Annotated in this window: 24 protein-coding genes and 1 riboswitch; of the genes, 12 read left to right on the top strand and 12 right to left on the bottom strand. The window is 71.2% G+C overall.

Annotated features, from left to right (window positions below; all coding sequences use genetic code 11):
• Nucleotides 1–29: 29 nt before the first annotated feature.
• A complete protein-coding gene (locus FHR37_RS00495; protein WP_092889406.1) occupies nt 30–476 on the bottom strand; it encodes a CBS domain-containing protein in 447 nt (148 codons plus the stop codon).
• Between the two features lie 79 nt (nt 477–555).
• Nucleotides 556–1,374 carry a class I SAM-dependent methyltransferase gene (locus FHR37_RS00490; RefSeq protein ID WP_092889403.1) on the bottom strand — a complete coding sequence of 273 codons (819 nt, stop codon included), beginning with the start codon at nt 1,372–1,374 and terminating at the stop codon, nt 556–558.
• Nucleotides 1,375–1,460: 86 nt separating this feature from the next.
• Here FHR37_RS00490 and FHR37_RS00485 point away from each other — a divergent pair, with 86 nt between their 5' ends.
• A complete protein-coding gene (locus FHR37_RS00485; protein ID WP_202818386.1) occupies nt 1,461–2,081 on the top strand; it encodes a CGNR zinc finger domain-containing protein in 621 nt (206 codons plus the stop codon).
• 132 nt (nt 2,082–2,213) lie between these two features.
• On the top strand, nt 2,214–3,869 hold the full coding sequence (locus FHR37_RS00480; RefSeq protein WP_092889400.1) for a DNA repair helicase XPB: 1,656 nt from the start codon (nt 2,214–2,216) through the stop codon (nt 3,867–3,869).
• Between the two features lie 84 nt (nt 3,870–3,953).
• Here the strand turns inward: FHR37_RS00480 and FHR37_RS32825 are convergent, their stop codons facing one another.
• A complete protein-coding gene (locus tag FHR37_RS32825; RefSeq protein WP_092889397.1) occupies nt 3,954–5,753 on the bottom strand; it encodes a glycoside hydrolase domain-containing protein in 1,800 nt (599 codons plus the stop codon).
• Between the two features lie 429 nt (nt 5,754–6,182).
• Between FHR37_RS32825 and FHR37_RS00470 the strand changes: the two genes are divergently transcribed.
• The 3 genes from FHR37_RS00470 to FHR37_RS00460 are packed head-to-tail and all read left to right on the top strand — an operon-like array spanning nt 6,183 to nt 10,452.
• Nucleotides 6,183–8,384, top strand: coding sequence for a HelD family protein (locus tag FHR37_RS00470; RefSeq protein WP_139239207.1), 2,202 nt, complete (start codon nt 6,183–6,185; stop codon nt 8,382–8,384).
• Nucleotides 8,381–9,085: an HD domain-containing protein gene (locus FHR37_RS00465; protein WP_092889394.1), complete on the top strand. Its 705-nt coding sequence runs from the start codon at nt 8,381–8,383 to the stop codon at nt 9,083–9,085. The genes FHR37_RS00470 and FHR37_RS00465 overlap by 4 nt, the downstream gene beginning before the upstream one ends.
• Nucleotides 9,086–9,129: 44 nt before the next feature.
• Nucleotides 9,130–10,452 (top strand): hypothetical protein, encoded by a 1,323-nt coding sequence (locus tag FHR37_RS00460; RefSeq protein WP_092889391.1) that lies wholly within the window; start codon nt 9,130–9,132, stop codon nt 10,450–10,452.
• 56 nt (nt 10,453–10,508) lie between these two features.
• Here FHR37_RS00460 and FHR37_RS00455 read toward each other — a convergent pair whose 3' ends face one another.
• Both FHR37_RS00455 and FHR37_RS00450 read right to left on the bottom strand, forming a co-directional pair.
• Complete coding sequence (locus tag FHR37_RS00455) at nt 10,509–10,772, bottom strand: DUF4031 domain-containing protein (RefSeq protein ID WP_092889388.1); 264 nt, start codon at nt 10,770–10,772, stop codon at nt 10,509–10,511.
• Nucleotides 10,769–11,527 (bottom strand): copper homeostasis protein CutC, encoded by a 759-nt coding sequence (locus tag FHR37_RS00450; protein WP_092889385.1) that lies wholly within the window; start codon nt 11,525–11,527, stop codon nt 10,769–10,771. Before FHR37_RS00450 ends, FHR37_RS00455 begins: the two co-directional genes overlap by 4 nt.
• A 27-nt stretch (nt 11,528–11,554) precedes the next feature.
• Here FHR37_RS00450 and FHR37_RS00445 point away from each other — a divergent pair, with 27 nt between their 5' ends.
• Both FHR37_RS00445 and FHR37_RS00440 read left to right on the top strand, forming a co-directional pair.
• Nucleotides 11,555–11,896: a hypothetical protein gene (locus FHR37_RS00445; RefSeq protein WP_092889526.1), complete on the top strand. Its 342-nt coding sequence runs from the start codon at nt 11,555–11,557 to the stop codon at nt 11,894–11,896.
• A gap of 211 nt (nt 11,897–12,107) precedes the next feature.
• Nucleotides 12,108–12,866 carry an RraA family protein gene (locus FHR37_RS00440; RefSeq protein WP_092889381.1) on the top strand — a complete coding sequence of 253 codons (759 nt, stop codon included), beginning with the start codon at nt 12,108–12,110 and terminating at the stop codon, nt 12,864–12,866.
• Between the two features lie 93 nt (nt 12,867–12,959).
• Here the strand turns inward: FHR37_RS00440 and FHR37_RS00435 are convergent, their stop codons facing one another.
• Entirely contained in the window at nt 12,960–13,892 is a 933-nt protein-coding gene (locus tag FHR37_RS00435; RefSeq protein ID WP_175542813.1) for a helix-turn-helix domain-containing protein, read from the bottom strand.
• A 256-nt stretch (nt 13,893–14,148) separates the two neighbouring features.
• On the opposite strand from FHR37_RS00435, the gene FHR37_RS00430 reads away from it, so the two are divergent.
• The 5 genes from FHR37_RS00430 (at nt 14,149) to FHR37_RS00415 (ending at nt 16,772) form a co-directional block, all read left to right on the top strand.
• A complete protein-coding gene (locus FHR37_RS00430; protein WP_139239206.1) occupies nt 14,149–14,481 on the top strand; it encodes a hypothetical protein in 333 nt (110 codons plus the stop codon).
• A 196-nt stretch (nt 14,482–14,677) separates the two neighbouring features.
• Complete coding sequence (locus tag FHR37_RS32240) at nt 14,678–14,800, top strand: hypothetical protein (protein ID WP_269086109.1); 123 nt, start codon at nt 14,678–14,680, stop codon at nt 14,798–14,800.
• Between the two features lie 138 nt (nt 14,801–14,938).
• Nucleotides 14,939–15,391: a hypothetical protein gene (locus FHR37_RS00425; RefSeq protein WP_092889373.1), complete on the top strand. Its 453-nt coding sequence runs from the start codon at nt 14,939–14,941 to the stop codon at nt 15,389–15,391.
• Nucleotides 15,392–15,479: 88 nt separating this feature from the next.
• Nucleotides 15,480–15,911: a hypothetical protein gene (locus FHR37_RS00420; protein ID WP_092889370.1), complete on the top strand. Its 432-nt coding sequence runs from the start codon at nt 15,480–15,482 to the stop codon at nt 15,909–15,911.
• Nucleotides 15,912–16,097: 186 nt separating this feature from the next.
• Nucleotides 16,098–16,772, top strand: coding sequence for a hypothetical protein (locus tag FHR37_RS00415; protein ID WP_237769101.1), 675 nt, complete (start codon nt 16,098–16,100; stop codon nt 16,770–16,772).
• A 12-nt stretch (nt 16,773–16,784) separates the two neighbouring features.
• On the opposite strand, the gene FHR37_RS00410 is transcribed toward FHR37_RS00415, so the two are convergent.
• The 6 genes from FHR37_RS00410 to thrC form a co-directional block, all read right to left on the bottom strand.
• A complete protein-coding gene (locus tag FHR37_RS00410) occupies nt 16,785–17,987 on the bottom strand; it encodes a dipeptidase (RefSeq protein WP_092889368.1) in 1,203 nt (400 codons plus the stop codon).
• A gap of 143 nt (nt 17,988–18,130) precedes the next feature.
• Nucleotides 18,131–19,762: a chaperonin GroEL gene (gene groL, locus FHR37_RS00405; RefSeq protein ID WP_092889365.1), complete on the bottom strand. Its 1,632-nt coding sequence runs from the start codon at nt 19,760–19,762 to the stop codon at nt 18,131–18,133.
• A gap of 322 nt (nt 19,763–20,084) precedes the next feature.
• Nucleotides 20,085–20,285, bottom strand: a complete 201-nt coding sequence (locus tag FHR37_RS00400) for a cold-shock protein (RefSeq protein WP_092889363.1) — start codon at nt 20,283–20,285, stop codon at nt 20,085–20,087.
• 313 nt (nt 20,286–20,598) lie between these two features.
• The gene (locus tag FHR37_RS00395) at nt 20,599–22,176 is read right to left on the bottom strand and encodes an alpha-amylase family protein (protein WP_237769100.1); all 1,578 of its coding nucleotides are present in this window, start codon (nt 22,174–22,176) and stop codon (nt 20,599–20,601) included.
• A 65-nt stretch (nt 22,177–22,241) separates the two neighbouring features.
• Nucleotides 22,242–22,523 (bottom strand): MoaD/ThiS family protein, encoded by a 282-nt coding sequence (locus tag FHR37_RS00390; protein ID WP_092889361.1) that lies wholly within the window; start codon nt 22,521–22,523, stop codon nt 22,242–22,244.
• Nucleotides 22,520–23,800, bottom strand: coding sequence for a threonine synthase (gene thrC, locus FHR37_RS00385; RefSeq protein WP_092889358.1), 1,281 nt, complete (start codon nt 23,798–23,800; stop codon nt 22,520–22,522). The genes FHR37_RS00390 and thrC overlap by 4 nt, the downstream gene beginning before the upstream one ends.
• A 13-nt stretch (nt 23,801–23,813) precedes the next feature.
• A riboswitch (SAM riboswitch) is annotated at nt 23,814–23,986 on the bottom strand.
• Nucleotides 23,987–24,092: the final 106 nt, after the last annotated feature.

The raw sequence follows: 24,092 nt of genomic DNA, 5'->3' as shown, positions 1-24,092 counted from the left end.
TGGTGTGCAGACTCATCAGGCGTGCAGGCTCATCCGCTGTGCAGGGACAGCGACAGCAGCCTGGACGCGGTGACCACGCCCAGCACGCTGTCGTCGTCGACGATGGCGACCAGCGGGCAGCGCAGCCGGGCCATCACCGCGGCCAGCTCCAGCACCGTGTCGTCGCCGTGCAGCACCGGAAGGTCCTTGGTCCGCGGCGGCAGGAGATCTCCGACTTTGCGGCCGGCGAGTTCGTTGACGATCCGGTCGGCCGCCCGCTCGTCCAGCACCCGGGCCAGCGAGGGATCCTCCTGGACGTACCCCGGGATGACGAACCGCACCACCTGCGAGGCGGGGAGCACGGCGATCGGGCGGCCGCCGTCGCCGGTCACCACCAGGCCGGGCAGGCGGTGCTCGCCCATCAGCCGGGCGGCGTCCAGGGCGTCGTCGTCGACGTGGACCGACGGATAGTCCTCGACCAGATCACGGGCCAGCATGCACCGCACGCTACCCGTCCCGGGCGCCTCCGGTCTCCCCGTCCGCCGGTCATCGGCCAACGGACGGCCCGGTCATCGGTCAGCGGACGGCGGCGAACGCGGCGTCGGTCAGCCCGCGCCAGACCAGCCCCACCTCGGCGAAGCCCGCGGCCCGCAGGTAGTCCAGATGCGTGGTGTACGGCGGCATCGACTCGGAGCTGCCGTGCGAGGCGGCGAAGATCGCGTCGCGTTCGGCCACGGCGTCGGCGAGCTCGGGCGCCGAGCGCGCGGCGTCCCACCACTGCGACCAGGACAGCGCTGTCCCCTCGGCGTACAGGCTCTCCCGGCGGGCGTCCCGCCACTGCCCGAGCCGGCCGGTCAAAGCCGGTAGGCCCGGGTCGGGCATGTGGTCGGCGTTGCAGAACACCCCGCCCGGCGCGAGCAGCCCGGCCACCTCGGCGTACAGCGCACGCTGGCGTTCCGGGGTCAGCCAGTGCAACGCGGTGGCGGTGAGCACCGCGTCGAAACCGCCGTGGGCGACCTCCGGAGCGGCGTCGGTTACCGCCCGCACCCAGTCCGGCGTACCCAGGTCGGCGCGCACGATCCGCACCCGCTCGTCGCCGGCGTGGGTGCCCGCGGCGATCCGGAGCAGGGCGGGGTCGAGGTCGACCGCGACGCTGGTGGCGCCCGGGAGCCGGGCCAGCAGCCGGCCGGTGATCGAGGCGGTGCCGCAGGCCAGGTCGAGCACCCGCGGCTGCTCACCGCGGGTCGCCTCCACGACGTCCAGCAGCGCGGCGAACCGCTGCTCGCGGTCGGGCAGGTACGCCTCCTGCTGCCGGTCCCAACTGGTCTGCCGACTGCTCCACCGCGCGGGCTGCTCGGTGGTCGTCTCGGCGGTCGTCCGGGCGGTCGGTCCCATGGTCTCTCCTGGCATCCTGAGCAACAGTAACAGCCATAGTCGGCTTGTGAGGATTACACCTTAGAGGCGTGGAGTAAGGTGCACAAGTGGACTTTCTCCGTTACGCCGAACGCGCGGCGACCATGGTCAACGCGCCGCTGGAGGACGAGGACGACCTGCGGTCACTGCTCGCCGACCGGCCCTGGCTGGCCGAACGCGTCGGCGCGGCCGACGTCCGCACGTTGCGCCGGCTGCGACGCGACCTGCGACCGGTGTTCACCCGGGCCACGGACTCCGCAACGGACTCCGCAACGGACTCCGAAACGGACAAGGAGACGGAGACCCACCCGGACACCGCCACCGCCGACACCGTTGACACCCCCGCCACCGCCGCCGCCCAGGTGGTCGAACGGCTCAACGAGCTCCTCGCCCGTCACCCGGTGTCGCCGTTCATCTCCGGGCACGGCGGAGAGGGACTCCACCTGCACGTCGCCGAACGCCGGTCCTCGGTGGCCGAAACCCTCGCCGCGGAAGGGCTGATGGGGCTCGCGATCGTGGTCTGCGACCTCGGCCCGGACCGGCTGGGCGAGTGCCAGGCGGGCCGCTGTGACCAGGTGTTCGTGGACACCTCCCCCAACCGTTCCCGCCGCTACTGCTCCGACCGGTGCTCCTCGCGGGCCAACGTCGCGGCGTTCCGGGCCCGCCGAAGGGCGGCCGCGGCCCCGTGATCCTCCCCACCCGATGACCCTCCCCACCCCCGTGACCCTCCCCACCCCGGCCCCGGTGACCCGCGGAACACGCCGGGCTTGCCCGGGGTTGGACACTGGAGTGAAACCCCCGACGCCCCACCCGGAGACCTCGTGAACGACGGACCGTTGATCGTCCAGTCCGACAAGACCCTGCTGCTGGAGGTGGGGCATCCGGCGGCGGACGAGGCGCGCAAGGCGATCGCGCCGTTCGCCGAGCTCGAACGCGCACCCGAACACGTGCACACGTATCGGCTCACCCCGCTCGGGCTGTGGAACGCCCGCGCCGCCGGGCACGACGCCGAGCAGGTGGTCGACACGCTGCTGAGGTTCAGCCGGTACGCCGTACCCCACGCGCTGCTGGTGGACATCGCCGACACCATGGCCCGCTACGGCCGGCTGCGGCTGGAGAACCACCCCTCGCACGGGCTGGTCCTGGTGACCACCGACCGCCCGGTGCTGGAGGAGGTGATGCGCAGCGCGAAGCTCAAGCCGATGCTCGGCGCGCGTCTCGACCCGGACACGGTGGCGGTGCACCCCTCCGAACGCGGCCATGTCAAGCAGGCCTTGCTCAAGCTCGGCTGGCCGGCCGAGGACACCGCGGGCTACGTCGACGGCGAGGCCCACCAGATCGACCTGCTCGAGGAGGACTGGTCGCTGCGGCCCTACCAGCAGCAGGCCGCGGAAGCCTTCTGGCACGGGGGTTCCGGCGTCGTCGTACTCCCCTGTGGTGCCGGGAAGACGCTGGTCGGCGCGGCCGCGATGGCACACGCGAAGGCGACCACGCTGATCCTGGTCACCAACACCGTGTCCGCCCGGCAGTGGAAGGACGAGCTGATCCGCCGCACGTCCCTGACCGAGGACGAGATCGGGGAGTACAGCGGTGCCCGCAAGGAGATCCGGCCGGTCACCATCGCGACCTACCAGGTGATGACGTCGCGGCGTAAGGGCGCCTACACCCACCTGGAGCTGTTCGGCGCGCGCGACTGGGGCCTGGTGCTCTACGACGAGGTGCACCTGCTGCCGGCGCCGATCTTCCGGATGACCGCCGACCTGCAGGCCCGGCGCAGGCTGGGGTTGACAGCGACGCTCGTACGCGAGGACGGCCGGGAGGGCGACGTGTTCTCCCTGATCGGGCCGAAGCGCTACGACGCACCCTGGAAGGACATCGAGGCACAGGGGTGGATCGCGCCGGCCGACTGCGTGGAGGTCCGGGTCACCCTCACCGACGCCGAACGCATCACCTACGCCACCGCCGAGGTCGACGAGCGCTACCGCCTCGCGTGTACGACCGACACCAAGGCCCGGGTGGTCTGCCGGCTGGCCGAGCAGCACCGCGGCGAACCCACCCTGGTGATCGGCCAGTACATCGACCAGCTCGACGAGCTCGCCGCCAGGCTGGACGCCCCGATCATCAAGGGCGAGACGACCGTCCGCGAACGCCAGCGGCTGTTCGAGGCGTTCCGCAGCGGGGAGATCGACCTGCTGGTGGTGTCCAAGGTCGCGAACTTCTCCATCGACCTGCCCGAGGCGGCGGTGGCCATCCAGGTCTCGGGCACCTTCGGGTCCCGCCAGGAGGAGGCCCAGCGGCTGGGCCGGTTGCTGCGTCCCAAGCACGACAAGCGGGCCGCGCGTTTCTACGCCGTGGTCTCCCGGGACACCGTCGACCAGGACTTCGCCGCGCACCGTCAACGCTTCCTTGCCGAGCAGGGGTACGCCTACCGCATCGTCGACGCCGACGACGTGCTCTCCGGCGACCTGCCCAGCTGACCGAACCCCAACGAAACAAGGGCCGCCCGGCAGCTCGCCGGACGGCCCTTGCTCGTTTCCGCACCCGCTACCACGGGCAACCCATCACGGGCAACGTGGAATCGTCGCGGTGTACCCCGGACGGCCGGTCGCGGTGGTGTACCAGTCCGCGATGTAGCCGCCGTTGTCCAGCTTGTCCCACACCCTGCTCTTGCCGACCTTCGTGCCGGTGCGCTGGCACAGGACGTTCGCCATGCCGCCGTAGAGGATCTGGCCGACCTGCGGGTAGTTCGTTCCCGGGCCGGACCGCACCCGCAGCGAGTCGGTCCACACCATGTAGGAGTAGCGGCACTTGGGGATCGGGGCGGAGTAGCCGCGGTTGTTCGGCGTACCCACGTACAGGTCACTGACGTAGGTGCCGTCGGCGAGGCGGTCCCACACGTTGGTCGCGCCGACCTGGCCGCCCGCTGCCTGGCAGAGCACGTTGACGTTGCTGCCGGACTCCCGGCGGCCGACGGCGGGGTAGGACGCACCCGGCCCCTTGCGCGTCACCAGGTCACCGCTGGAGACGACCTCGTAGGAGAACTTCGCCGACGCCTGCAACGAGTCGACCCGGTCGCTGTCGATCTCGATCCGCCGTCCGCCCCAGCTCTCGGTGTGCGGGCCGCGGTACTGCTTGATCCGCTGGTGCATCGACCACTTCGAGTTCGCGACGTACGGCTCGCCCCACACGCTCGGCTTGCCGTCCCACCGCGCCGTCCAGATGACGTCCGGCCGGGCGAAGGTGCTGGAGACGTAGACCCTGGACAGGTCCCGGATCCCCGACGAGGCACTGGAGTAGACGCCGGACAGGTAACCGCCGTCGTGCAACCGCTTGGTCCAGCCGTTGAGGAACGCCAGCACGATCCGGCGGCAGGAGGCGCTTCCGGTGTCGTACCCCTCCATGTCGTTGTAGATCGTGCTGCCCGGCACCAGCCCGAACCGCCTCGCGTCGGCGATCGCGTCCTCCGCCGCGGCCACGCCCTGCCCACCGGGGTTGGTGGCCCGGATCGGGCCGAGATCACCCTGCAGCGCGCACGGCGCCTGCCTGCCGACGTAGATCGGCGTGAACTTCCAACCCATCCTGGCGACCGTGCGTACCCAACTGGCGCTCAGGTTGCCGTCCGGGCAGGCTCGGTTGACGCCGCCGATGTAGATGCCGACGCTGCGGAACGGCGAGGCCAGCCAGGCCCGCATCGTCGTCGCGGACGGGGCCGCACAGGTGTCGAAACCCAGGCCGCGGAAGCGGGTCGTGGTCGAGCCGGCCGGCAGCGAGGGCGGGTCGCTCAGGCTGGGCGCCGCGCTCGTACCCCCCGACAGTGCCGGTCCGCCGCCCGAGCGCTTCGGACCGGCGTAGGTGGCGTCGGCGAGAATCGCCTCGACCAGCCCCGGCCGGTCGGCGTACGCCGTGGTGGCGACCAGCCCGGTGCCGGTCAGGTCGAAGTGCGCCTCCTGGTCCGCGGTGCTGCCGGCCGTGACCGACGTCGCCCGGCCCGGAACCAGTTCGCGCACCTCGGCGCCGCCTCCCGACGCGGCGAGGGCCTTCGCCGACGCGGCCGGTTGCACCAGCACCACCTCGGTGCGGCCCACCGCGCGGGCGGGACAGCGCTGGTCGGCGCCCGGCCTGCCCAGGTAGAGCGCCGGCCGGTCGAAGCGCACGCACGTCCGCGGGGCGCGGTCGAGGTCGTGCACGGCCCAGCCGGAGGGCACCGTGAGCCGGAGCCCGCGGTACTCGACCGTCCGGGTCGAACCCTTCGTCAGGGCGGCGACCCGGCCGGCGCCGGCCCGGGCGGGCTGAACATCGTCGGGTGCAGGGGTGGTGGTCGCGCCGACCGCGGCGTTCGCCACGGTGGCGGAGGTGGTCACGGCACTCGTCCCCGCGACCATGCCGGCGACGGCAAGAGCGAGACCGACCCGATTGCGGGCGGCCCTCCGACCGCCGGTCACCGGAAGGAACCGCCGTACACCGGACAGGTATGTGTGGTCAGGTCTGATCACGATCCGCCTTTCCCGTAGGAGTCCCCCCGGCGAAAACAGCTGATGGTGACAACTGGTGCAGGACCGGCGCCGGACACGAAGAGCGTCCGGAAGCGCACTCACCGCGCACAGCATCACATTCGACAAGACGGGCAGAGTGCACATGTGGTAACCACACGCATGTAGTTCCCGGATCGTCCGGGGTCGGTCAACGCCCTGGTCACCGCGTCGCCAACCGGCCGACCGACAGTTCAAAACCGGTCGATCGGGCGACGTCCGCGTGTTAACGTTCCTGGCCGTTTTCCGGGAGGACGCACCATGCCCACGCACGAAACTCTCGAGCCACCCGATACCAGCCCGGCCGATCCGGTCGGCTCCCCCGATCCGCTCACCGCCGATCCACCGACCGATCCACCGGCCGATCCGCTGACGGCCGAACAGGCCCACCTCGCCGCCTCCCGCGACGCGCTGCGCCGGATGCGCGAACGCACCGAGTCGCTGGACGCCGAGGGCGGCAACGCCGTCTCCACCGAGTACCTCAAGGCCACGCTCTACCACCGTGCCCGCTCCCTCGCCGACGACCCGGGCACGCCGCTGTTCTTCGGCCGGCTCGACTACGCACCCGGCGCCGGTCCCACCGAGGACCTGCCGGGCGGCCGCACCGCCACCCACTCCGCTCACCGCGGCGAGCGCTTCTACATCGGGCGCCGGCACGTCACCGACGCCGAGGGCGACCCGATGGTGGTCGACTGGCGCGCCGGGGTGTCCCGCCCCTTCTACCGCGCGACCAGGACCGCGCCGATGGGCGTGCGGTTGCGGCGGCGGTTCGGCTTCCACCGCGCCGACCTGACGGCGTACGAGGACGAACACCTCACCGACCGGTCCGAGGCCGACGCCGCGAGCTCGATCCTGGAGACCGAGATCGAGCGGCCCCGCGTCGGGCCGATGCGCGACATCGTGGCCACCATCCAGCCCGAGCAGGACGACATCGTCCGAGCCGATCTGGCCGGCACGGTGGCCGTCCAGGGAGCACCGGGCACCGGCAAGACGGCCGTCGGCCTGCACCGCGCGGCGTTCCTGCTCTACGCCCACCGCGACCAGCTCCGCCGCCAGGGCGTCCTCGTGGTCGGCCCGAACGACTCCTTCCTCCGCTACATCGGGGACGTGCTGCCCGCCCTCGGCGAGATCGACGCCCGGCAGGCCACGGTGCCCGAACTCGTCGGCCGGGTCCGGATCCGGGCCGAGGAGCCCGCCGACGTGGCCACGCTGAAGGGCGACGCCCGGCTGGCGGAGGTGCTGCGCCGCGCCGTCTGGAGCCACCTGCGCGCTCCGGCCGAGGGCCTGCTGGTGCCGAGGGGTGCGCGGCGGTTCCGGGTTCCGTCGTACGAGGTGAGCGAGATCCTCGGCGGTATCCGCGACCGCGGCGTCCGCTACGGCGCCGGGCGGGCGATCCTGCCGCAGCGCCTCGCGCACGCCGTCCTGCTGCGGATGGAGGCCGACGGCGACTCACCCGACGACCGGGTGCAGAACTCCGTCGCCCGCAGCCGGCAGGTGCGGGCGTACGCCGACCAGGTGTGGCCAGCGGTCGACCCGGCGCGGCTGGTCTTCCGGCTGCTGTCCGAACCCGCGTTCCTCGCCGAGCACGCCGACGGCCTGCTGGACGAGCGGGAACAGGCGCTGCTGGTCTGGGCCAGGCCGCCGCGTTCGGCCGGATCGGCCCGCTGGTCACTGGCCGACGCGGTGCTCGTCGACGAGGTGGCCGACCTGCTCGAACGCACCCCGAGCCTGGGGCACGTCGTCCTGGACGAGGCGCAGGACCTGTCGCCGATGCAGCTGCGGGCCGTGGGCCGGCGCTGCTCGACGGGTTCGGCGACCGTGCTGGGCGACCTGGCCCAGGCCACCACGCCGTGGGCGACCCGGGCCTGGGACGAGGCGCTCGCGCACCTGGGCAAGCCGGACGGCCACGTCGAGGAGCTCACCAAGGGGTTCCGCGTACCCGCCGACGTGATCGACTTCGCCGCGCGGCTGCTGCCCTACATCGCGCCGACGCTCACCGCACCCACGTCGGTCCGCCGGTCCCGGGGCGACCTGGAAGTGGTGGCCGCCGCCGATCAGGCCGCCGCTGTCGCGGCCACCGTGGACGGTGTGCGCGCCGCCCTCGACCGGCCGGGGTCGGTGGGGCTGATCGTGGCCGACGCGCAGGTCGGCGCGCTGCGCGCCGCGCTGGACCGGGACGACGTGCCGTACGCCCAGCTGGGTGAGGAAGGCGACGTCGACGCCCGGCTGGACGTCGTACCCGCGTCCCTGGCGAAGGGCCTTGAGTTCGACCACGTGGTCCTCGCCGAGCCGGCCCGGATCGTCGCCGGGGAGCACGACGAGGTGACCGGTCTGCGCCGGCTCTACGTCTGCCTGACCCGCGCGGTGACCTCCCTTCGGGTCGTCCACGCCGAACCCCTCCCCCGCCAGGTGGCGGTACCCGCGCGGCCGGGTGAGGATGGCGGCATGAGGACGGCCGGATGAGCCCCACCGTGGCCGACGAGGCGGACCTGCTGTGGCGCTGGACGGAGACGGTGACCCGCGCCGCGGATGGTCCTGCCGCCACCGAGGCGGTGACGGCGGTGGGCCGGGACCTGCTCACGCGCTATTCCGAGCCCACCCGGCGCTATCACGACGTACGGCACCTGACCGACGTACTGGACCGGATCGACCACCTGGCCGAGTTCACCCGCGAGATCGACACGGTCCGGCTCGCCGCGTGGTTCCACGACGCGATCTACGATCCGCACCGCGGTGACAACGAGGAGGCGTCCGCGCAGCTCGCCGCCGGGGCGCTGGCCCGGTGCGGTGTGGACGACCCGACCGCCGCGGAGGTGTCCCGGCTGGTCCTGCTCACCGCCGGCCACGCCCCGGACGCCGGCGACCCCGACGGCGCTGTGCTCTGCGACGCCGACCTGGCCGTGCTGTCCACCGCGCCGGAGCGCTACGCGGTCTACGTCGCCGACGTCCGCGCGGAGTACGCCCACGTGCCCGACGAGGCGTTCCGGGAGGGTCGTACGGCGATCCTGTCCGACCTCGCCGCCCGCGATCGTCTCTTCGGCACCGACTACGGCCGGGCGCACTGGGAGAAGCGCGCCCGTCACAACCTCGCCGCCGAGCTCATCCTGCTCACCCGGCCGGAGGACCTGGTGCGGGAGCCGGAGGAGAACCGGCCGGAGGACTGAGCCTCCCGGCATCGGCCCGCGTCCTCGCGGGTACAACCCGAGGCATGTCCGCCCGCGAGCGCCGGCGACGCCTCACCCTCACCACCGAGACCCTCACCACGCTGGTCCTGCTGGCCGGCCTGCTCACCGCGTTCGCCGTCCTCGCCCGGATCGGTCTGGCCGACATCCCGGGAGCGCTGACGTTCACGGGTCGGCTGACCGGCGGGCTGGCGGTGCTCGCCGCCCTCCTCGTCGGTCTGGCGGCGGTCGCGGTGACCGACTACCGGGGCCGCAACCGGGTCGCCAACTCCGGCGCGGCGATGCTGGCCGGCGTCCTCACGGTGGCGCTGACCGCGGTGATGCTGATCGCGGTCGGCGTGGCCGGCGGGGACTACCGGCCCACACCCGGGCTGTGGATGCTGGCCACCAACTTCTGGCTGTGGCTGGCGCTGCTGGGCTGGTCGGCGTGGGCGCTCGGCGTCCTGCACCGCCAGCACATCTGGGGCCAGCTCCCCTCTGCGCACGGGTTCGCGCTGGGGGTGGGGGTGACCGCCGGGCTCGCGCTCGTCAACTTCGCGTACTCCCAGATCTACCTGCCGTTCGCGCTGCCGGTGAGCGTGTCGGCCGGCGCGGAGTTCGGGACGCCGCGGCTCGCGCCGGACCGGCGGTCGGTGTTCGTCCCGCTCTCGGTCACGGTGAAGAACCGTGGCTCGGTCCCCGTGCACGTGCTCGGCACGATGTACCAGGTCAGCGGGCGGCTGGGCAGCTTCACCCCGGACGCCGGAGGTGCCGGAAGCACCGGAGGCGCCGGCCGGCTGGCCGGACTGCTCGACGGGCGCGCCCAGCTGCTTCGCGACACGACGGTTCGGGGATACGAACTCGTCGGCGCCGGTCAGCTCGACTCCCTCCGCCCGGGCGACCGGCTGGAGGCGGGTGCGGAGACGACGGAGGTACGGCTGGTCCAGGTCCCGGTGCGCGCCGCGTACGACGCGATGGTCGCCTCCAGCCAGGTCACCGTGCTGCGCGGGGACCGGGCCACGATCTACGGCAGCTATCCCGTCCGGCCGAGCTCCCGGTCGACCGGCGCGCCGGCGTGGGTGGCCGAGCCCGGTGTGGCGTACCTGAAGTACCACGCCCCGATCAGCCAGGCGAGCCACCTGCTCGGGGTCACCCGCGAGCAGAAGTACGTCACGTTGTGGTGGGTGCTGGGCTCACCGCGCGGCCGCTCGCCGTGGCCTTATCTCGCGGCCACCGTCGCCTCCGCGCACCAGGAGGACCTCGGCGGGATTCCGGCGTACGAGCAGAAGGTCTCCGCCCGCTACGGCCTGACCACGGCGACCAGCGGCACCGTCGAGGCGTCCCGGGCCGCGCTCACTCCCGCGCCCTGAGCAGGTGCCGGCGCCCTGCGCCTGTCACTGGTGCCGACCGGACTGACGACGGGAAGCTACTCCCGGGGCTTGCGGCGGCGCAGGCCGGCGGCGGTGATCCGGGCCACGAGTTCCCGGCTCGTCACCGGCCGCGCGCCCGCGGCGAGCACCTCGGCGTACCTCGACTCGGGCACGTCGTAGTGGTCGCGGTGGAAGCCGCTCTCGGGCAGCCCGCACCGGCGGGCGAAGTCGTGCAGCTCGTCGAAGGACCGGTCGCTCACCAGGTGCGACCAGACGGTGCCGCGCGCGGGCCAGGTCGGCGGGTCGAGGAGCAGCGTCACAGCTCCGTCCCGGTCCCGCTCTCCTTCACGGTCCCGGTGGAGAGCAGGTCGAGGGCGCGGGCCACCTCGTCGTCGACCAGGGTGCGCCAGGCGCGGACGTACGAGGCGTCGGCGTACGCCTTCCAGGACCGGTCCGGGCGGACCGCCGTACCGACGTGGAACGCCCGGATCCCGGACTGCGCCAGCCACGGCACGTGCTCGGCCCGCAGGCCCCCGCCGGCCATGATCCGGTCGGTGGCGAACGGGTCGGACTTGGCCCGCCGGGTCAGGTCGTCCAGGCCGGCCTCCATGCCGCGCGGCGAACCCGCGGTCAGCACGTGGGTGAGGCCCGCAAGCTGCCGGAGGTCGTGCCAGGCCCGGTCGGGTTCGAGCGCGTGGTCGACCGCCCGGTGGAACGTCCACGGCCGGTCGGGGAACTCCTCGACCAGCGCGCCGGTGGTCTCCTGGTCGATCTCCAGCGTGCCGGTGAGGAAGCCGAGCACGAAGCCGTCCGCGCCGGCCGCGACGTACGACGAGGCAAGTCCGCGCAGCCGGGTCACCTCGGCACCGGTGGCGCTGAACGTGTCGGACAGGCGGAGCATCACCCGCAGCGGGATGTTCGTACGGCGCCGGATCTCCTCCACCACCGACGGCTCCGGCGACAGGCCGTCGGCATCCATGTCGGTGACCAGCTCCACCCGGTCCGCGCCGCCGTCCTCCGCGGCGACGGCGTCGGCGACTCCGAGGGCGATGACCTCGAGCAAGGGACGCGTCATGGGACGAAGCCTGCCAGGATCGTGTCCGTGACGGACGACGACCCGCTCATCAACGCCCGAGCCCTGGTTTTTCACGACCTGCAGGCCTCCGGTCACGCCGACCCGCGAGGCGTGTCGATCCTCGAGGACGCGGTGGCCCAACGCCGATGGTGGGTCGCGCAGTGGCCCGAGGGTGCGGAGTACGTCGCCGGTCAGGTGGCCCAGGACGTCCAGGACGCGCTGATGGACTCGGTGGGGCGCTGGCCCCGGTGCAAGGCCTGCGACGACGTGGAGCCGCACGAGCTGCGGATCGAGCCGGAGCTCGGACCCGAGCCGCACTGGGTGTGCGACCGCGGCGGCATCGACGTCGGCCCCCTCGGCGAGCTCTGACGGCTCGCGCCTCCCGCTGACCCATCCCGGACGTACGCCTTGGCGACAGACGGTTGTAGACAATAATCGGAACGAGTCGAGGGCCCATCGGCGATCTCCCGTCCCCCACGTGCGAGCTTCCGCGTCCATGCAGTCCATGCGTTCCATGCGTTCCATGCACTCCATGCGATCCATGGACCGGATCCGCGTTCACGTACCGGAAAGGAACGCCATGACCACGGGCAAGACCGCCGCGTCCGCGGCGACCAGCCCCTCCGAAGTCGCCGGCCTCTACAAGTACCTCCGGGTGACCGACGTCGCCGACGCCATGGACGGCATGGGCTACTTCGACATCGGCCTGGTCTCCCGCGACGTCCGCCCGCTCTGGGGCGGGATGAAGTTCTGGGGCGAGGCGGCGACCCTGCGCTGCGTACCCGCCAACCGTCCGATGTGGAAGCTCGACACGACCGAGGACATCGTGGCCGCGCACGGCATCTGGTTCGAGGAGGTCGGCCGTCCCGCCGGCCTCGGCGACCTCCCGCCGGGCCACGTGATCGTCACCGACGGCGGCGGCGCGCGGGAGGTGGGCTTCTGGGGTTCGGCGAACGCCATGTCCGCCCACGCGAACGGCGCCGTTGGCATCGTCACCGACGGATACTGCCGGGACACCGCCGAGATCGAGCTGCAGCGGACGCCGATCTGCGCCGCGGCCCGCGGCCGGACGATCATCCCGGGCCGGATCGAGGCGGTGGAGGCCCAGGTCACCATCGGCTGCGGCGGGGTGCAGGTGCGCCCCGGCGACATCGTGGGCACCGACGACGACGGCGTGATCGTCGTGCCCACCGAGATCGCGGGCGAGGTCGCGCTGCACGCCCGTGCGGTCCTGATCGCCGACATGCACGCCCGCCGGAAGCTGTACGAGAAGCTCGGCCGGAAGCCGGACGAGACGGTGGACATCGAGGCGGTCGAGGCGTACTACGCCGGCAAGTAGTGCGGCCTGACCTCTCCGATCCCCCAGCAGGTAAGCCGGAAGCCCTTCCCCGTCACGTGGGGAGGGCTTCTCGGTTTCGTACTTTCGTACGCCCTAAAGCGCCGAAGGCACCGACTCCGCGGGCGTCACGACCTGAGCGATGTCGGACGATGCGGCCCGGCGGGGTTGCCTGCGGGCCAGCTCGCCGGCGGCTTTCCCGAGCAGTGCCAGGCTTTCCTGCGCGGGCAGCGCCGCCTCCAGCAGGCGTTTCCACAGAGTCGTGTGCAGGCGTACCTCGTCCTCACCGGTGAGGACCGTGTCGAACGCGACGTTGTCGACGGTCACCAGGGTCTTGGAGAACGGCTCCGGATACGTGTAGAGCCCGAACGCGCCCTTGGGTACGGCGGGACCCTTGATCTGCGCGTCCACGGGTAGCACCCGGATGTCGGCGTGCATGGGTTGCTCGGCAAGGTGGCGGAGCTGCTCGGCGAGCACGTCCTTCGGAACAGCGGGGCGGCGGAAGATCAGCTCGTCGACGATCACCTGGTAGGTCGGCCGGCGCCGCCGCAGCATCCGCTGCCGGTCCGCGCGCCCGCGTACGACGCCCTGCTTGGTGATGGTCGGTTCGACGAACGTCAGGTCGTCGACCTCGGCGATGCTCCGGGCGTACGCCTCGGTCTGGAGCAGGCCGGGAACCAGCGCCATGGCGTAGTCGCGGATCTGCGAAGCCCCCTGCTCCAGGTCGGCGTAGCGCGCCTGCCGGTGGCCCATCCGGCTGGTGTGCGCCTCCCACCAGCCGCGCTCGGCGGCACCACGCGCGGTGTCGACGAACAGCGTCCAGGCGTCTCCCTGGATGTTCAGGGCTTCGGCGATGTCGAGAATCTCGTCGATCTGCGGGCGCAGATGGCCGTTCTCCAACTTGGACAACTTCGCCTGGGACAGCCCGGTCGCCTTCGCGAGTTGCGCGTGGGTCATCTTCGCCCGTTGCCGATGAGCGACCAACTCCTCGGAAAGACGCAGTCGGCAGACGTACGGACTGCTGATCACTGGCACCCCTTGCACCCGAATGATTCGCCCCTGAGGCATGACCATAGCTCCCTCCAGGCGTGACGGACAGTGCCGGTCAACGTGCGCAGCGTACTTGCAGACCTGGCCGAAGCCTGCCAAGGTGTGCATCATTCGGCAAATCGTCATCATGACGCCGCGCTGACACCCGCCGGTTCAGGTCCATTCCTGGTCCTTCCTGAGGCGCGGTGACGGCAGGCGCGACGTGACGCGAGCGCACACGACGGGGAGTCGCCGCATGTTCGAAACGCGGAGCGGGCGAGGCGAAACGCTCGTCGACGGGAATGCACCGCCCGTGGCCATCACCACCGCCAGGCAGCGGGCACACGAACTCGCCGACCTCTTTGCCCGCGACGGCATCGCGGCCGAGGTCGTCCGGGACGACCAGCGGTCCGCGTGGGGCGTGCGCGTGACCGAACCCGCCGATGAGCGACTTTTCATGTGCCTGTGGCTACGCGACGGCCGGTGGACCTGGGTTCCCGGCTGCGCGTTCGACGCCGAGGCCGGCGACTACCTCGCCGTCCTGCGGTTCGCGACCGTGTGGATCACCGAGCATCGCGTCGCTCTCTGAGACACCCCCGGATTCCCGTACGCCGGTTGGGCATCCGTGCCCGCCGGCGACGGGTTGCAGGCCTCGCCCCTTCGGATCCATCCAGGGCGGGGCCGACGAAGCGTGGTCGCCGCGGAGGCGCCGTACCTCTCGATGAGGTGCGTTCGGCGGCGGCCACCTTGATGAAGAAGGCACACCCGACAAGAAAGGAAACGCCATGCAGGCAAGCACCAACCCCGGCAATGGATCGAGCAGCGTCGACGAGTCGCTGTTCGGCTCCACCGGCATCAAGCGTGACCAGGTGACCGGACAGCAGTCCGGCATCGGGCACGACGCCTGACCTCAGGCCAGGCAAGCCGATAGCGGAGGGGTCCCCGGTGGCCGCCGGGGACCCCTCCTGACCACCACTCACACACCGAATCCAGCAAGGGAAAACAGCATGAAGAGATGGCTACCAGCCACCCTAGCGATCGCCGTAGTGGCACTCGGATTCTCCACCCCGGCCGCGAACGCCCAAACCCTCGACACCGATGACGGTGTCCCGGTCGCAGTCGAGACGCCAGTGGCCGCGCACCCGCAGTTCAGCTATGACTGCGATCTCGAAGCGGACCCGCCGGAGTTCACGGTGCGCGGCACCCGGATCACCGGATACGTGAGGTCGGGGTGCGACTATCCGCTGCCTGCCGGGCAGATCACCGACGCCTACATCGAGCACCACGTCGGGAACGCGGAGTGGAAGACGCTGCCCGGCGCGCACGGCCAAAGCAAGAAGATCGCCCGGGCCGTCCTGGTCGACGCCAACTTCCCCTGCTCGGCCGACGACCCAGTGCGGCGGACCGTCCGCACGGTCGGCACGCTGCGGGCATGGAAGTTCGGCCACCTGCCGGAGTCGAAGCGCGTGGTGAGCGGCGTGGTCACCCTGACCTGCTGATCCTCTGACTGTGCGCGTTCTGCCCCCGCATCCACCAGTGCGGGGGCAGACTGCATTCGGACATGCACAGTGCGTGATTGGAGGCGTCATGGGTGATGACGAAGCTAAGGCTCGGGATGCCCTGGCCGCTGGGCGTGCCGACGAGGCAATCGCCTACGCGTTGCTGGACGTGAATTCCACGCTGCACGACCTGTGGTGGGCTACAGCGAAACGCAACATCCAGACGAACACGTGGATGCGGACCATCGCCCAGCAGGAAGGCCGCGCGGTGACCCTCATCCGCCGCACCGGCGCCCGCCCGGACATGTGGCGAGGCGAGTGGCACGCTGGGTCGACTGGAGGGATGAAGGCCTACGAGGCCGCCAACAAGGACGCCGTGCTTAGGTGGGCAGCAGACCTCCCGGCGGGGGTGCGGCTGATCCTCGAACCCGACAGCAACGAGTGGGTTCCGTGGGAGGACATGGACGTGGAGGCCTATGTCACCCGCGACCCGGAGGATCGAGAGCAGCGGGGGACGTAAACGTGGCGTGACCTCTACCCTCTTGGCGGCCGTCTTTGTAGGTAGTAGGGCGCGGCCCTACGGCGACCCGTGCCCTGAGGACCAGCCGCTCATGCCTGGCGGGAATGTCGACACCGCACCGCAGCCCAGGCCAAGCCTGTCAACTATCTATTGACTGCACACGAAAGCAGCGATGGGAGGCCACGCATGACGAACTGGAGTGCGCTGTCACGGCGTACGGCCGAAGAGAAGATGCACCGCGAACACCTGCGTGAGCATCCAGCAGTCATGGACATGCCCGACGAGGCGTCACTGCACGAGATCCCCAACTGGAAGCCGGAGCCCCGGCCTGAGCCGGGAACCGGTCACGTGTACATCATGTCGCGGGAACCGCCTTGGATACACAGGCTGTCGGCACTGGAACGCCGCGCCCTGCCTGATGAGCTGAAGAAGCGAACCTGGCATGCGGTCTGGTACTCCAACGACGGCGTTCCCGGCTCCGTGGAGTGTCCGGTGACGCATCGCCGTGGCGTGGAGGAGTGGGCGGCTCGCCAACCTGCCGAGACGGTGGTGGAGCCCAGGCGCGGGAGTCTGGTGAATGTGCCCGCGAAACTACCGCCGGCGGTGAACCGCGCGCCCGACCCGGGCTGCGGCATCCTGCGCATCTGGCTGGACGGGCAACGACCGGAGTGGCGTGCGGCCTGGTTCGACATCTACGCCGGGCTCGCGGAGTTCTCCCACGACGACCTGCGCGAGGTGATCACGTGGGCAGACGCCCAGCCCGCCGCCGAGAAGGTCATCCAGGGCGACGTGTTGCCACACGACGAGATCGACCTCGCGGACTTCAGGGCCGATCCCGACCTGTACCTCCAGGGCTACTGAGCTCAGGGCGGGTCAGGGGGTGCCGTCGAGGGAGTCGATGGTCGCGATGGACGGGCCGCGGCGCGTGCGCAGATCACGGGAGACGGCCTCGGCGTCCCGGAGCGCCCGGATGGCGTTGGCGCCGGCCAGTTTGGCGAGGTCCTGCTCGGACCAGCCGCGCTCCAGCAGCGCCGCGAACAGCCGCGGGTAGCCCGACACGTCACCGAGCCCCACCGGGAACGTGTCGGTCCCGTCGTAGTCGCCGCCCAGGCCGATGTGGTCGACGCCGGCGACCTCGCGTACGTGCTCGACATGCGCCATCACGTCGGCCAGCGTGGCATCCGGCTTGGGGTGCTCGTTGCGCCATTCCCGGGTGAACTCGAAGAACGCGCCGAGGTCGGTCGGGCTGACGCCCTGTGCCCGTGCTGCCTCCGCAGCCTCCGTCCGCCACAGTGCGCACGTCGGCGAGACGAACTCCGGTACGAACGTCACCATGCACACGCCGCCGTTCGCCGGCAGCAGGGCGAGCACGTCGTCGGGAACGTTCCGCGCCACGTCGCACACCGCGCGGGCCGAGGAGTGGGAGAAGATCACCGGTGCCTCGCTGCCTGCCAGGGCCGCCCGCATGGTGTCCGCGGAGACGTGGGACAGGTCGACGAGCATGCCCAGCCGGTTCATCTCCGCGACGACCTCCAGCCCGAACCGGGACAGCCCACCGACAGCCGGCTCGTCGGTCGCCGAGTCCGCCCACGGCACGTTGTCGTTGTGGGTGAGCGTCATGTACCGCACACCGAGCGCGTGCATCGCGCGGAGCGTGGCCAGCGAAGAGTCGATGGAGTGGCCGCCCTCCATGCCCATCAGGGATGCGATCCGGCCGGATGTGAAGACCTGCTCCACCTCGTCGGCGGTGGTCGCCAGCCCGAACGTGCCGGCGTACCGGCCCACCATCGCGTGCACGGCGTCGATCTGCTCCAGCGTCGCCGAGACCGCGTGGTCGCCCTGCAACCGGCTCGGCACGTAGACCGACCAGAACTGCGCGCCGACCTGACCCTGACGCAGCCGCGGGATGTCGGTCTGCAGCCGTGGCTGGTCGACGGCGATGTCCACCTTGTCGAAGTCGTACGCGCTGGCGTGCCGCATCGCGATCGGCAGGTCGTTGTGCCCGTCGACCAGCGGATGGGCGGCGAGCAGGGCGCGCGCTCGATCGAGGTGGTCTGCGGATGTCGTGGTGGCCATGCCCTGATCCTGCCGTGCAGGGGCGCGAGGACGCACGAAGGGGCGGCCGTGCGGGACAAGGAGGACACACGAAGAGGCGGCCCCGGAAGGTTCCGGGACCGCCTCTGTCGGGTGCTACGGGAGTTGCCGGGCTTCGAGCGAACTCAGAAGTCCATGCCTCCGCCGTCGGGCATGCCGCCGCCCGCCGGGGCCTTCTCCTTCTCCGGCTTGTCCGCCACGACCGCTTCGGTGGTGAGGAACAGGCCGGCGATGGACGCGGCGTTCTGCAGCGCCGAACGCACGACCTTGGCCGGGTCGGGCACGCCCGCCGCGAGCAGGTCGACGTACTCGCCGGTCGCGGCGTTGAGGCCGTGGCCGTCGGGGAGTCCGCGGACCTTCTCCGCGACGACGCCACCCTCGAGGCCGGCGTTGATCGCGATCTGCTTCAGCGGAGCCTCGAGCGCCACCTTGACGATGTTGGCGCCGGTGGCCTCGTCACCTTCGAGGTCGAGCTTGTCGAAGGCCTTCTTGCCGGCCTGGACGAGCGCCACGCCGCCGCCGGCGACGATGCCCTCCTCGACCGAGGCCTTCGCCGCGCGAACGGCGTCCTCGATGCGGTGCTTGCGCTCCTTCAGCTCCACCTCGGTGGCGGCGCCGACCTTGATCACCGCGACGCCGCCGGCCAGCTTGGCCAGCCGCTCCTGCAGCTTCTCGCGGTCGTAGTCGGAGTCGCTGCGCTCGATCTCGGCGCGGATCTGGCTGACCCGGCCGGCGATCTGCTCGGGGTCGCCGGCACCCTCGACGATCGTCGTCTCGTCCTTGGTGACGGTGACCTTGCGGGCGCGGCCGAGCAGGTCGAGACCAGCGGTCTCCAGCTTCAGGCCGACCTCCTCGGAGATGACCTGGCCACCGGTGAGGATGGCGATGTCGCCGAGCATGGCCTTGCGGCGGTCACCGAAGCCGGGAGCCTTGACGGCGACCGACTTGAACGTGCCGCGGACCTTGTTGACGACGAGCGTGGCCAGGGCCTCGCCCTCGACGTCCTCGGCGATGATCGCCAGGGTCTTGCCGGACTGCATGACCTTCTCCAGCAGCGGGAGCATGTCCTTCACCGCGGAGATCTTGCCGTTGTAGACGAGAACGTAGGGGTCGTCGAGGACGGCCTCCATGCGCTCGGCGTCGGTCCAGAAGTACGGCGAGATGTAGCCCTTGTCGAAGCGCATACCCTCGGTGAGCTCGAGCTCGAGCCCGAAGGTGTTGCTCTCCTCGACGGTGATGACGCCTTCCTTGCCGACCTTGTCCATCGCCTCGGCGATGATCTCGCCGACGCTCGCGTCGCCACCGGCGGAGACGGCCGCCACAGAGGCGATCTGCTCCTTGGTCTCGACGTCCTTGGCGGCCTGGGCGAGCTGCTCGGTCACCCGGTCGACGGCGGCCTCGATGCCTCGCTTGAGGCCCATCGGGTTGGCCCCGGCGGCGACGTTGCGCAGACCCTCGCGGACCAGTGCCTGGGCGAGCACGGTCGCGGTCGTGGTGCCGTCACCGGCCACGTCGTCGGTCTTCTTGGCAACTTCCTTGACGAGCTCGGCCCCGATCTTCTCCCACGGGTCCTCGAGCTCGATCTCCTTAGCGATGGAGACGCCGTCGTTGGTGATCGTCGGCGCGCCCCACTTCTTCTCCAGGACGACGTTGCGGCCCTTGGGGCCGAGGGTCACCTTGACGGCGTCGGCGAGGGTGTTCATACCCCGCTCGAGACCACGGCGCGCGTCCTCGTTGAACGAGATGATCTTGGGCATCTAGCTGGATCCTCCCCCAGGTGGGTGGATGGTCGTGGGTTCGGGTCGACGCCCGCGACGGACGCTTCCCGGCCAGGCCGGGAACCTCGTCGAACCAAACCGAGGTGGATTGTCACTCGCGACCTTCGAGTGCTAACACGTGTTTAGCACTCGGCCTGGGAGAGTGCAAGCCGAGAGGCGAGTACGCCGGACAAGCCGAACGCCGGCCCGCGCGGCATGCGGGCGAGTACGCCGGACACGCCGAACCCGGCCGCCGCGGACGTGCCGAGGGCCCGGACGGATCATCCGCCCGGGCCCCGCGACGTCGCTTTCGTGGTCCGGCTCAGACCGGTCGCACCTCGTGCGCCTCGAGCCCCTTCGGACCCCGGACGACCTCGAACTCGACGGCCTGGCCGTCGGCAAGAGACTTGTAGCCGTCCATCAGGATCTTCGTGTAGTGGACGAAGACGTCGTTACCGTCCTCCACCGCGATGAAGCCGTAGCCTTTTTCCGAGTTGAACCACTTCACGGTTCCCTGCGTCATGCCCTCTCCTCAGACCCGTTCGGGTGTCAGACCCGCCCGGCGCGGGTCCGGGTCGTACTCACCACACCCGTCCCGCGAGGGGAGGTGTTGCGATCGATCGGCGCGTGTTCCCACCGTTGGCGGTCGAGCCGTTACGCACGATCATGGCGACCACGGCCGACCATAACCAAAAACATCTCCGGTGTGGAGATGTCTGAACGATCTCCTTTGGGCCAGGTTCGGCCCCGCCATCCGGTTCCGGAGAACTCATTGTGAACAGTCCGTCACGGCCGTCACGGCACGTGACAGTCGTCCCGCTATACGGGACAAAACCTCAGCTGGCCAGGGGAGATGCTCCGACGGGTTCGGCCCAGTCGTAGTGGAGTTCCTCGCCGCCAGAGCGCCACCGGCGGGGTGCCGTCGTGCTCAGCCAGTCCAACGGCTCGACCCCGCCGGGCTCCCCACCGTCGAGGGCCAGCCGGACGGCCGCGCGCAGGTCGGCGTCCACCTTCGGCGTACGGGCAGCCGGGTCGACCGAGACGAACAACGCCGTACCCGACCGGGCCACCAGGTCGAGGAACTGACGGTTCTTCTCCCACGGCGTCACCGGCGTGCACGGCACGCAGTCGGCGTCGGCGGCGAAGAAGGAACCATGCTGGGCGAGCCGGTACGCGAGCGTGTTGACGCCCATCCGGCGGGTGCGCTCCCAGTCCCGGCCGGAGGTGTCGTCACCGATCCGCTGCACCTGCACCAGACCGGCGGCCAGGTGCCCGACCGTGTTGCAGCCGATCACCACCGCGTCCCCCGCATTCGCGCGGACCGTTTCGTACAGCCGGAGGAGGACCTCGGCGTTCGTCCGCCCGCGGTCGGCGAAGTGCCATCCCGGGTCGGTCAGCTCCGCCCCCATCGCCGGGCCGAACCGGCCGAAGGCGTCGAACGTCGAGAAGTCGTGCTTGACCAACTCGAAGCCCCAGCCGACGAGCCGGGCCACGTCCTCACCGATGGCCTGCAGGTTGCCGGGCAGGGTGAGGTCGAGCGGCTGCTCGCGGGCCGGGCGCGGACCGGGCCGCAGTCGCGCCGGGTCGGTCACGGTGGACAGCGCGGCCGGGCGCATCCAGATCCCCGGCCGGGCACCGCGGGCCGCGATGTCCGCGGCGAAGGCCGGCATGTCGTCGAAGAGGCCGGGCACTCCGGCCGTCCACGGGCCACCCGGGCAGGCGCCGCCCGGACTCCACCCCGCGTCCACCACACAGAACGGCCGCACCGGATGGCCGTCGGCGTACGACACGATCGTCTCGGCGTCGCGCAGGATCTGCGCGGGGCCGAAGTCGCGGCCGTAGGCGTAGTACCAGTTGTTGGCGCCGACGACCGGCTCCGCGAGCGGCAACGGGTCGGCGCACATCGCCGCTGTCAACCCGCGCTGGACAGCGTACGGCGAGGCGTTCACGTCACCGGCCACCTCGACCACCGTGGCCGCGGACAGCACCCGCTCCCCCAGCGACACCGGGCCGCCGCCGTTGCGGACGTCGAGCCACAGCGAGCAGCCGTCCTCGTCGACGGTCCAGGCACAGAAGGCGTTCGGGCGTACGCGGACACCCATGCCCGTTGTCGTCGTGGACACCGGATCATGCGCGAGCCACGACCACGGCAGCAGCCGTTCGGGCTGGTGGTGGCGCCAGGACAGGTCGCCGTAGGAACGTTCCCAGGTGTCACCGAGGACCAGTGCCGACGAGGCCACAGGGCGCCGCCAGCGCAGCACCACCCAGGACAGGCCGGCGTTCGGACAGGCCACCGTGACGTCGAGACCGTACGGCCCCGGCGCCAGCCCGACCTCCACCTCCGCGGTGGTGAACCTGCCGGACCGGCCCGCGTCAGGACGCGCCTGACGCGGGCCGTCGGCGCGTTCGTGCACGACGAACACCGCGTCCGGGACCGCAGGGGTGGCGGTGGTGACGCCCTCCGTTGCCGGCGAAGAGGTCAGCGGGCACCGCCGGCGACGGCGGGAATCACCGAGACCTGCGTACCCTCCGGAGTCGGCGTGTCCAGGCCGCCGGCGAACCGCACGTCCTCCTCGCCGACGTAGACGTTGACGAACCTGCGCAGCTTGCCGCTGTCGTCGAGAAGGCGCGCGCGGATGCCCGGGTAGTTCGCGTCCAGCGACGCGAGCACCTCGGCCAGCGTGCCGCCGTCGGCCTTCACCTCCGACGAGCCGTCGGTGTAGGTGCGCAGGATGGTGGGGATCCGAACCTTCACGCTCATGCGAGCCCAGCCTCCGTGAATGCTTCGTACGTCGGACGGATGGTGGCCTTCGGGCCGACCCTGCCGGCGATGGCGTCCAGGGTCTTCAGCCCGTCGCCGGAGTTGATGATCACGGTCTCCGCGGCCGGGTCGAGCTTGCCCGAGCGGACCAGCTTCGCCAGCGTGGCCACGGTCACCCCGCCGGCGGTCTCGCCGAAGATGCCCTCGGTGCGGGCCAGCCGGGCGATGCCGTCCACCACTTCCTCGTCGGAGACGTCCTCGACCGACCCGCCGGTACGCCGCACCACGTCGAGCACGTACGGCCCGTCCGCGGGGTTGCCGATCGCCAGCGACTTCGCCAGCGTGTCGGGCTTCACCGGGGCGACCACGTCGTTGCCGGCGTGGAACGCCGCCGACACCGGGGAGCAGCCGGTGGCCTGGGCGCCGTAGATGCGGTACGGGGCGTCCTCCACCAGTCCCAGCTCGACCAGCTCGCGGATGCCCTTGTCGATCTTCACCAGCTGGGCGCCCGACGCGATCGGGACGACGATCTGTTCGGGCAGCCGCCAGCCGAGCTGCTCGGCGATCTCGTACCCCAGCGTCTTGGAGCCCTCGGCGTAGTAGGGCCGGACGTTGACGTTGACGAACGCCCAGGTCTCCTCCTCGCCGGCGATCTCGCTGGCCAGGCGGTTGACGTCGTCGTAGTTGCCCTCGACGGCGACGAGCGTGCCGCCGTACACGGCGGTGGTGAGGATCTTCTGCTGCTCGAGGTTGTGCGGAACCATCACCACGCTGCGGATGCCGGCACGGGCGGCGGCCGCGGCCACGGCGTTGGCGAGGTTGCCCGTGGACGGGCAGGCCAGCACCTGGAATCCCAGCTCACGGGCCGCGGTCAGCGCGACGGCGACGACCCGGTCCTTGAACGAGTGGGTGGGGTTGCCGGAGTCGTCCTTGACCCACAGCCGGGCCAGGTCGAGGTCGGCGGCGAGCCGGTCGGCGCGGACCAGCCGGGTGAGCCCGGGCTCGGTGTTGGGGAACGACGCGACGTCGGCCGGCACCGGCAGAAGCTCGCGGTAACGCCAGATGTTGTGCGGTCCCGCGGCGATCTGCTCGCGGGTGACCTGTGGGAAGTCGTAGCCGACCTCGAGCGGTCCGAAGCACTCGAAGCACGCGTAGTGGGCGCCGAGCGGGCTGGTGGCTCCGCACTCCCGACATCGCAGTTCGGTGGCGTTCCCGAAGGCGCCGGGGCGGATCGTGTGGGTGCCGGGCGTGGTGCTGTCGGCGTAGGTCGTCGTCATGCGAGGCCTCTCCTCCTCATCTTTCCCGCGTACGCCCGCCCGGGAGGTCGTCCCGAACGCGGAGTCGTGGGCCGGAGTTGGCACCGTGGCCGCCGTGGGCCTGCAAGAACGCGAGACACACTCGTCGGCGGTCGGCCGGTTGCCGGGGCTTCGTCGGGCCGGTCCCTCTGCCCCTCTGGATGAGTTCCTTGTGCAGTTGTGGTGGTTCGGTCGTGCGTGCCCCTCCCGGGGCAGGCGGCGACACCGGTCGCGTCACCGCCTGCGGGCGAGCCTAACGGGTAGGTCCGGGCGA

Source organism: Actinopolymorpha cephalotaxi (assembly GCF_013408535.1).
GTDB lineage: Bacteria > Actinomycetota > Actinomycetes > Propionibacteriales > Actinopolymorphaceae > Actinopolymorpha > Actinopolymorpha cephalotaxi.
This window is presented reverse-complemented; position numbering and strand designations above follow the sequence as displayed.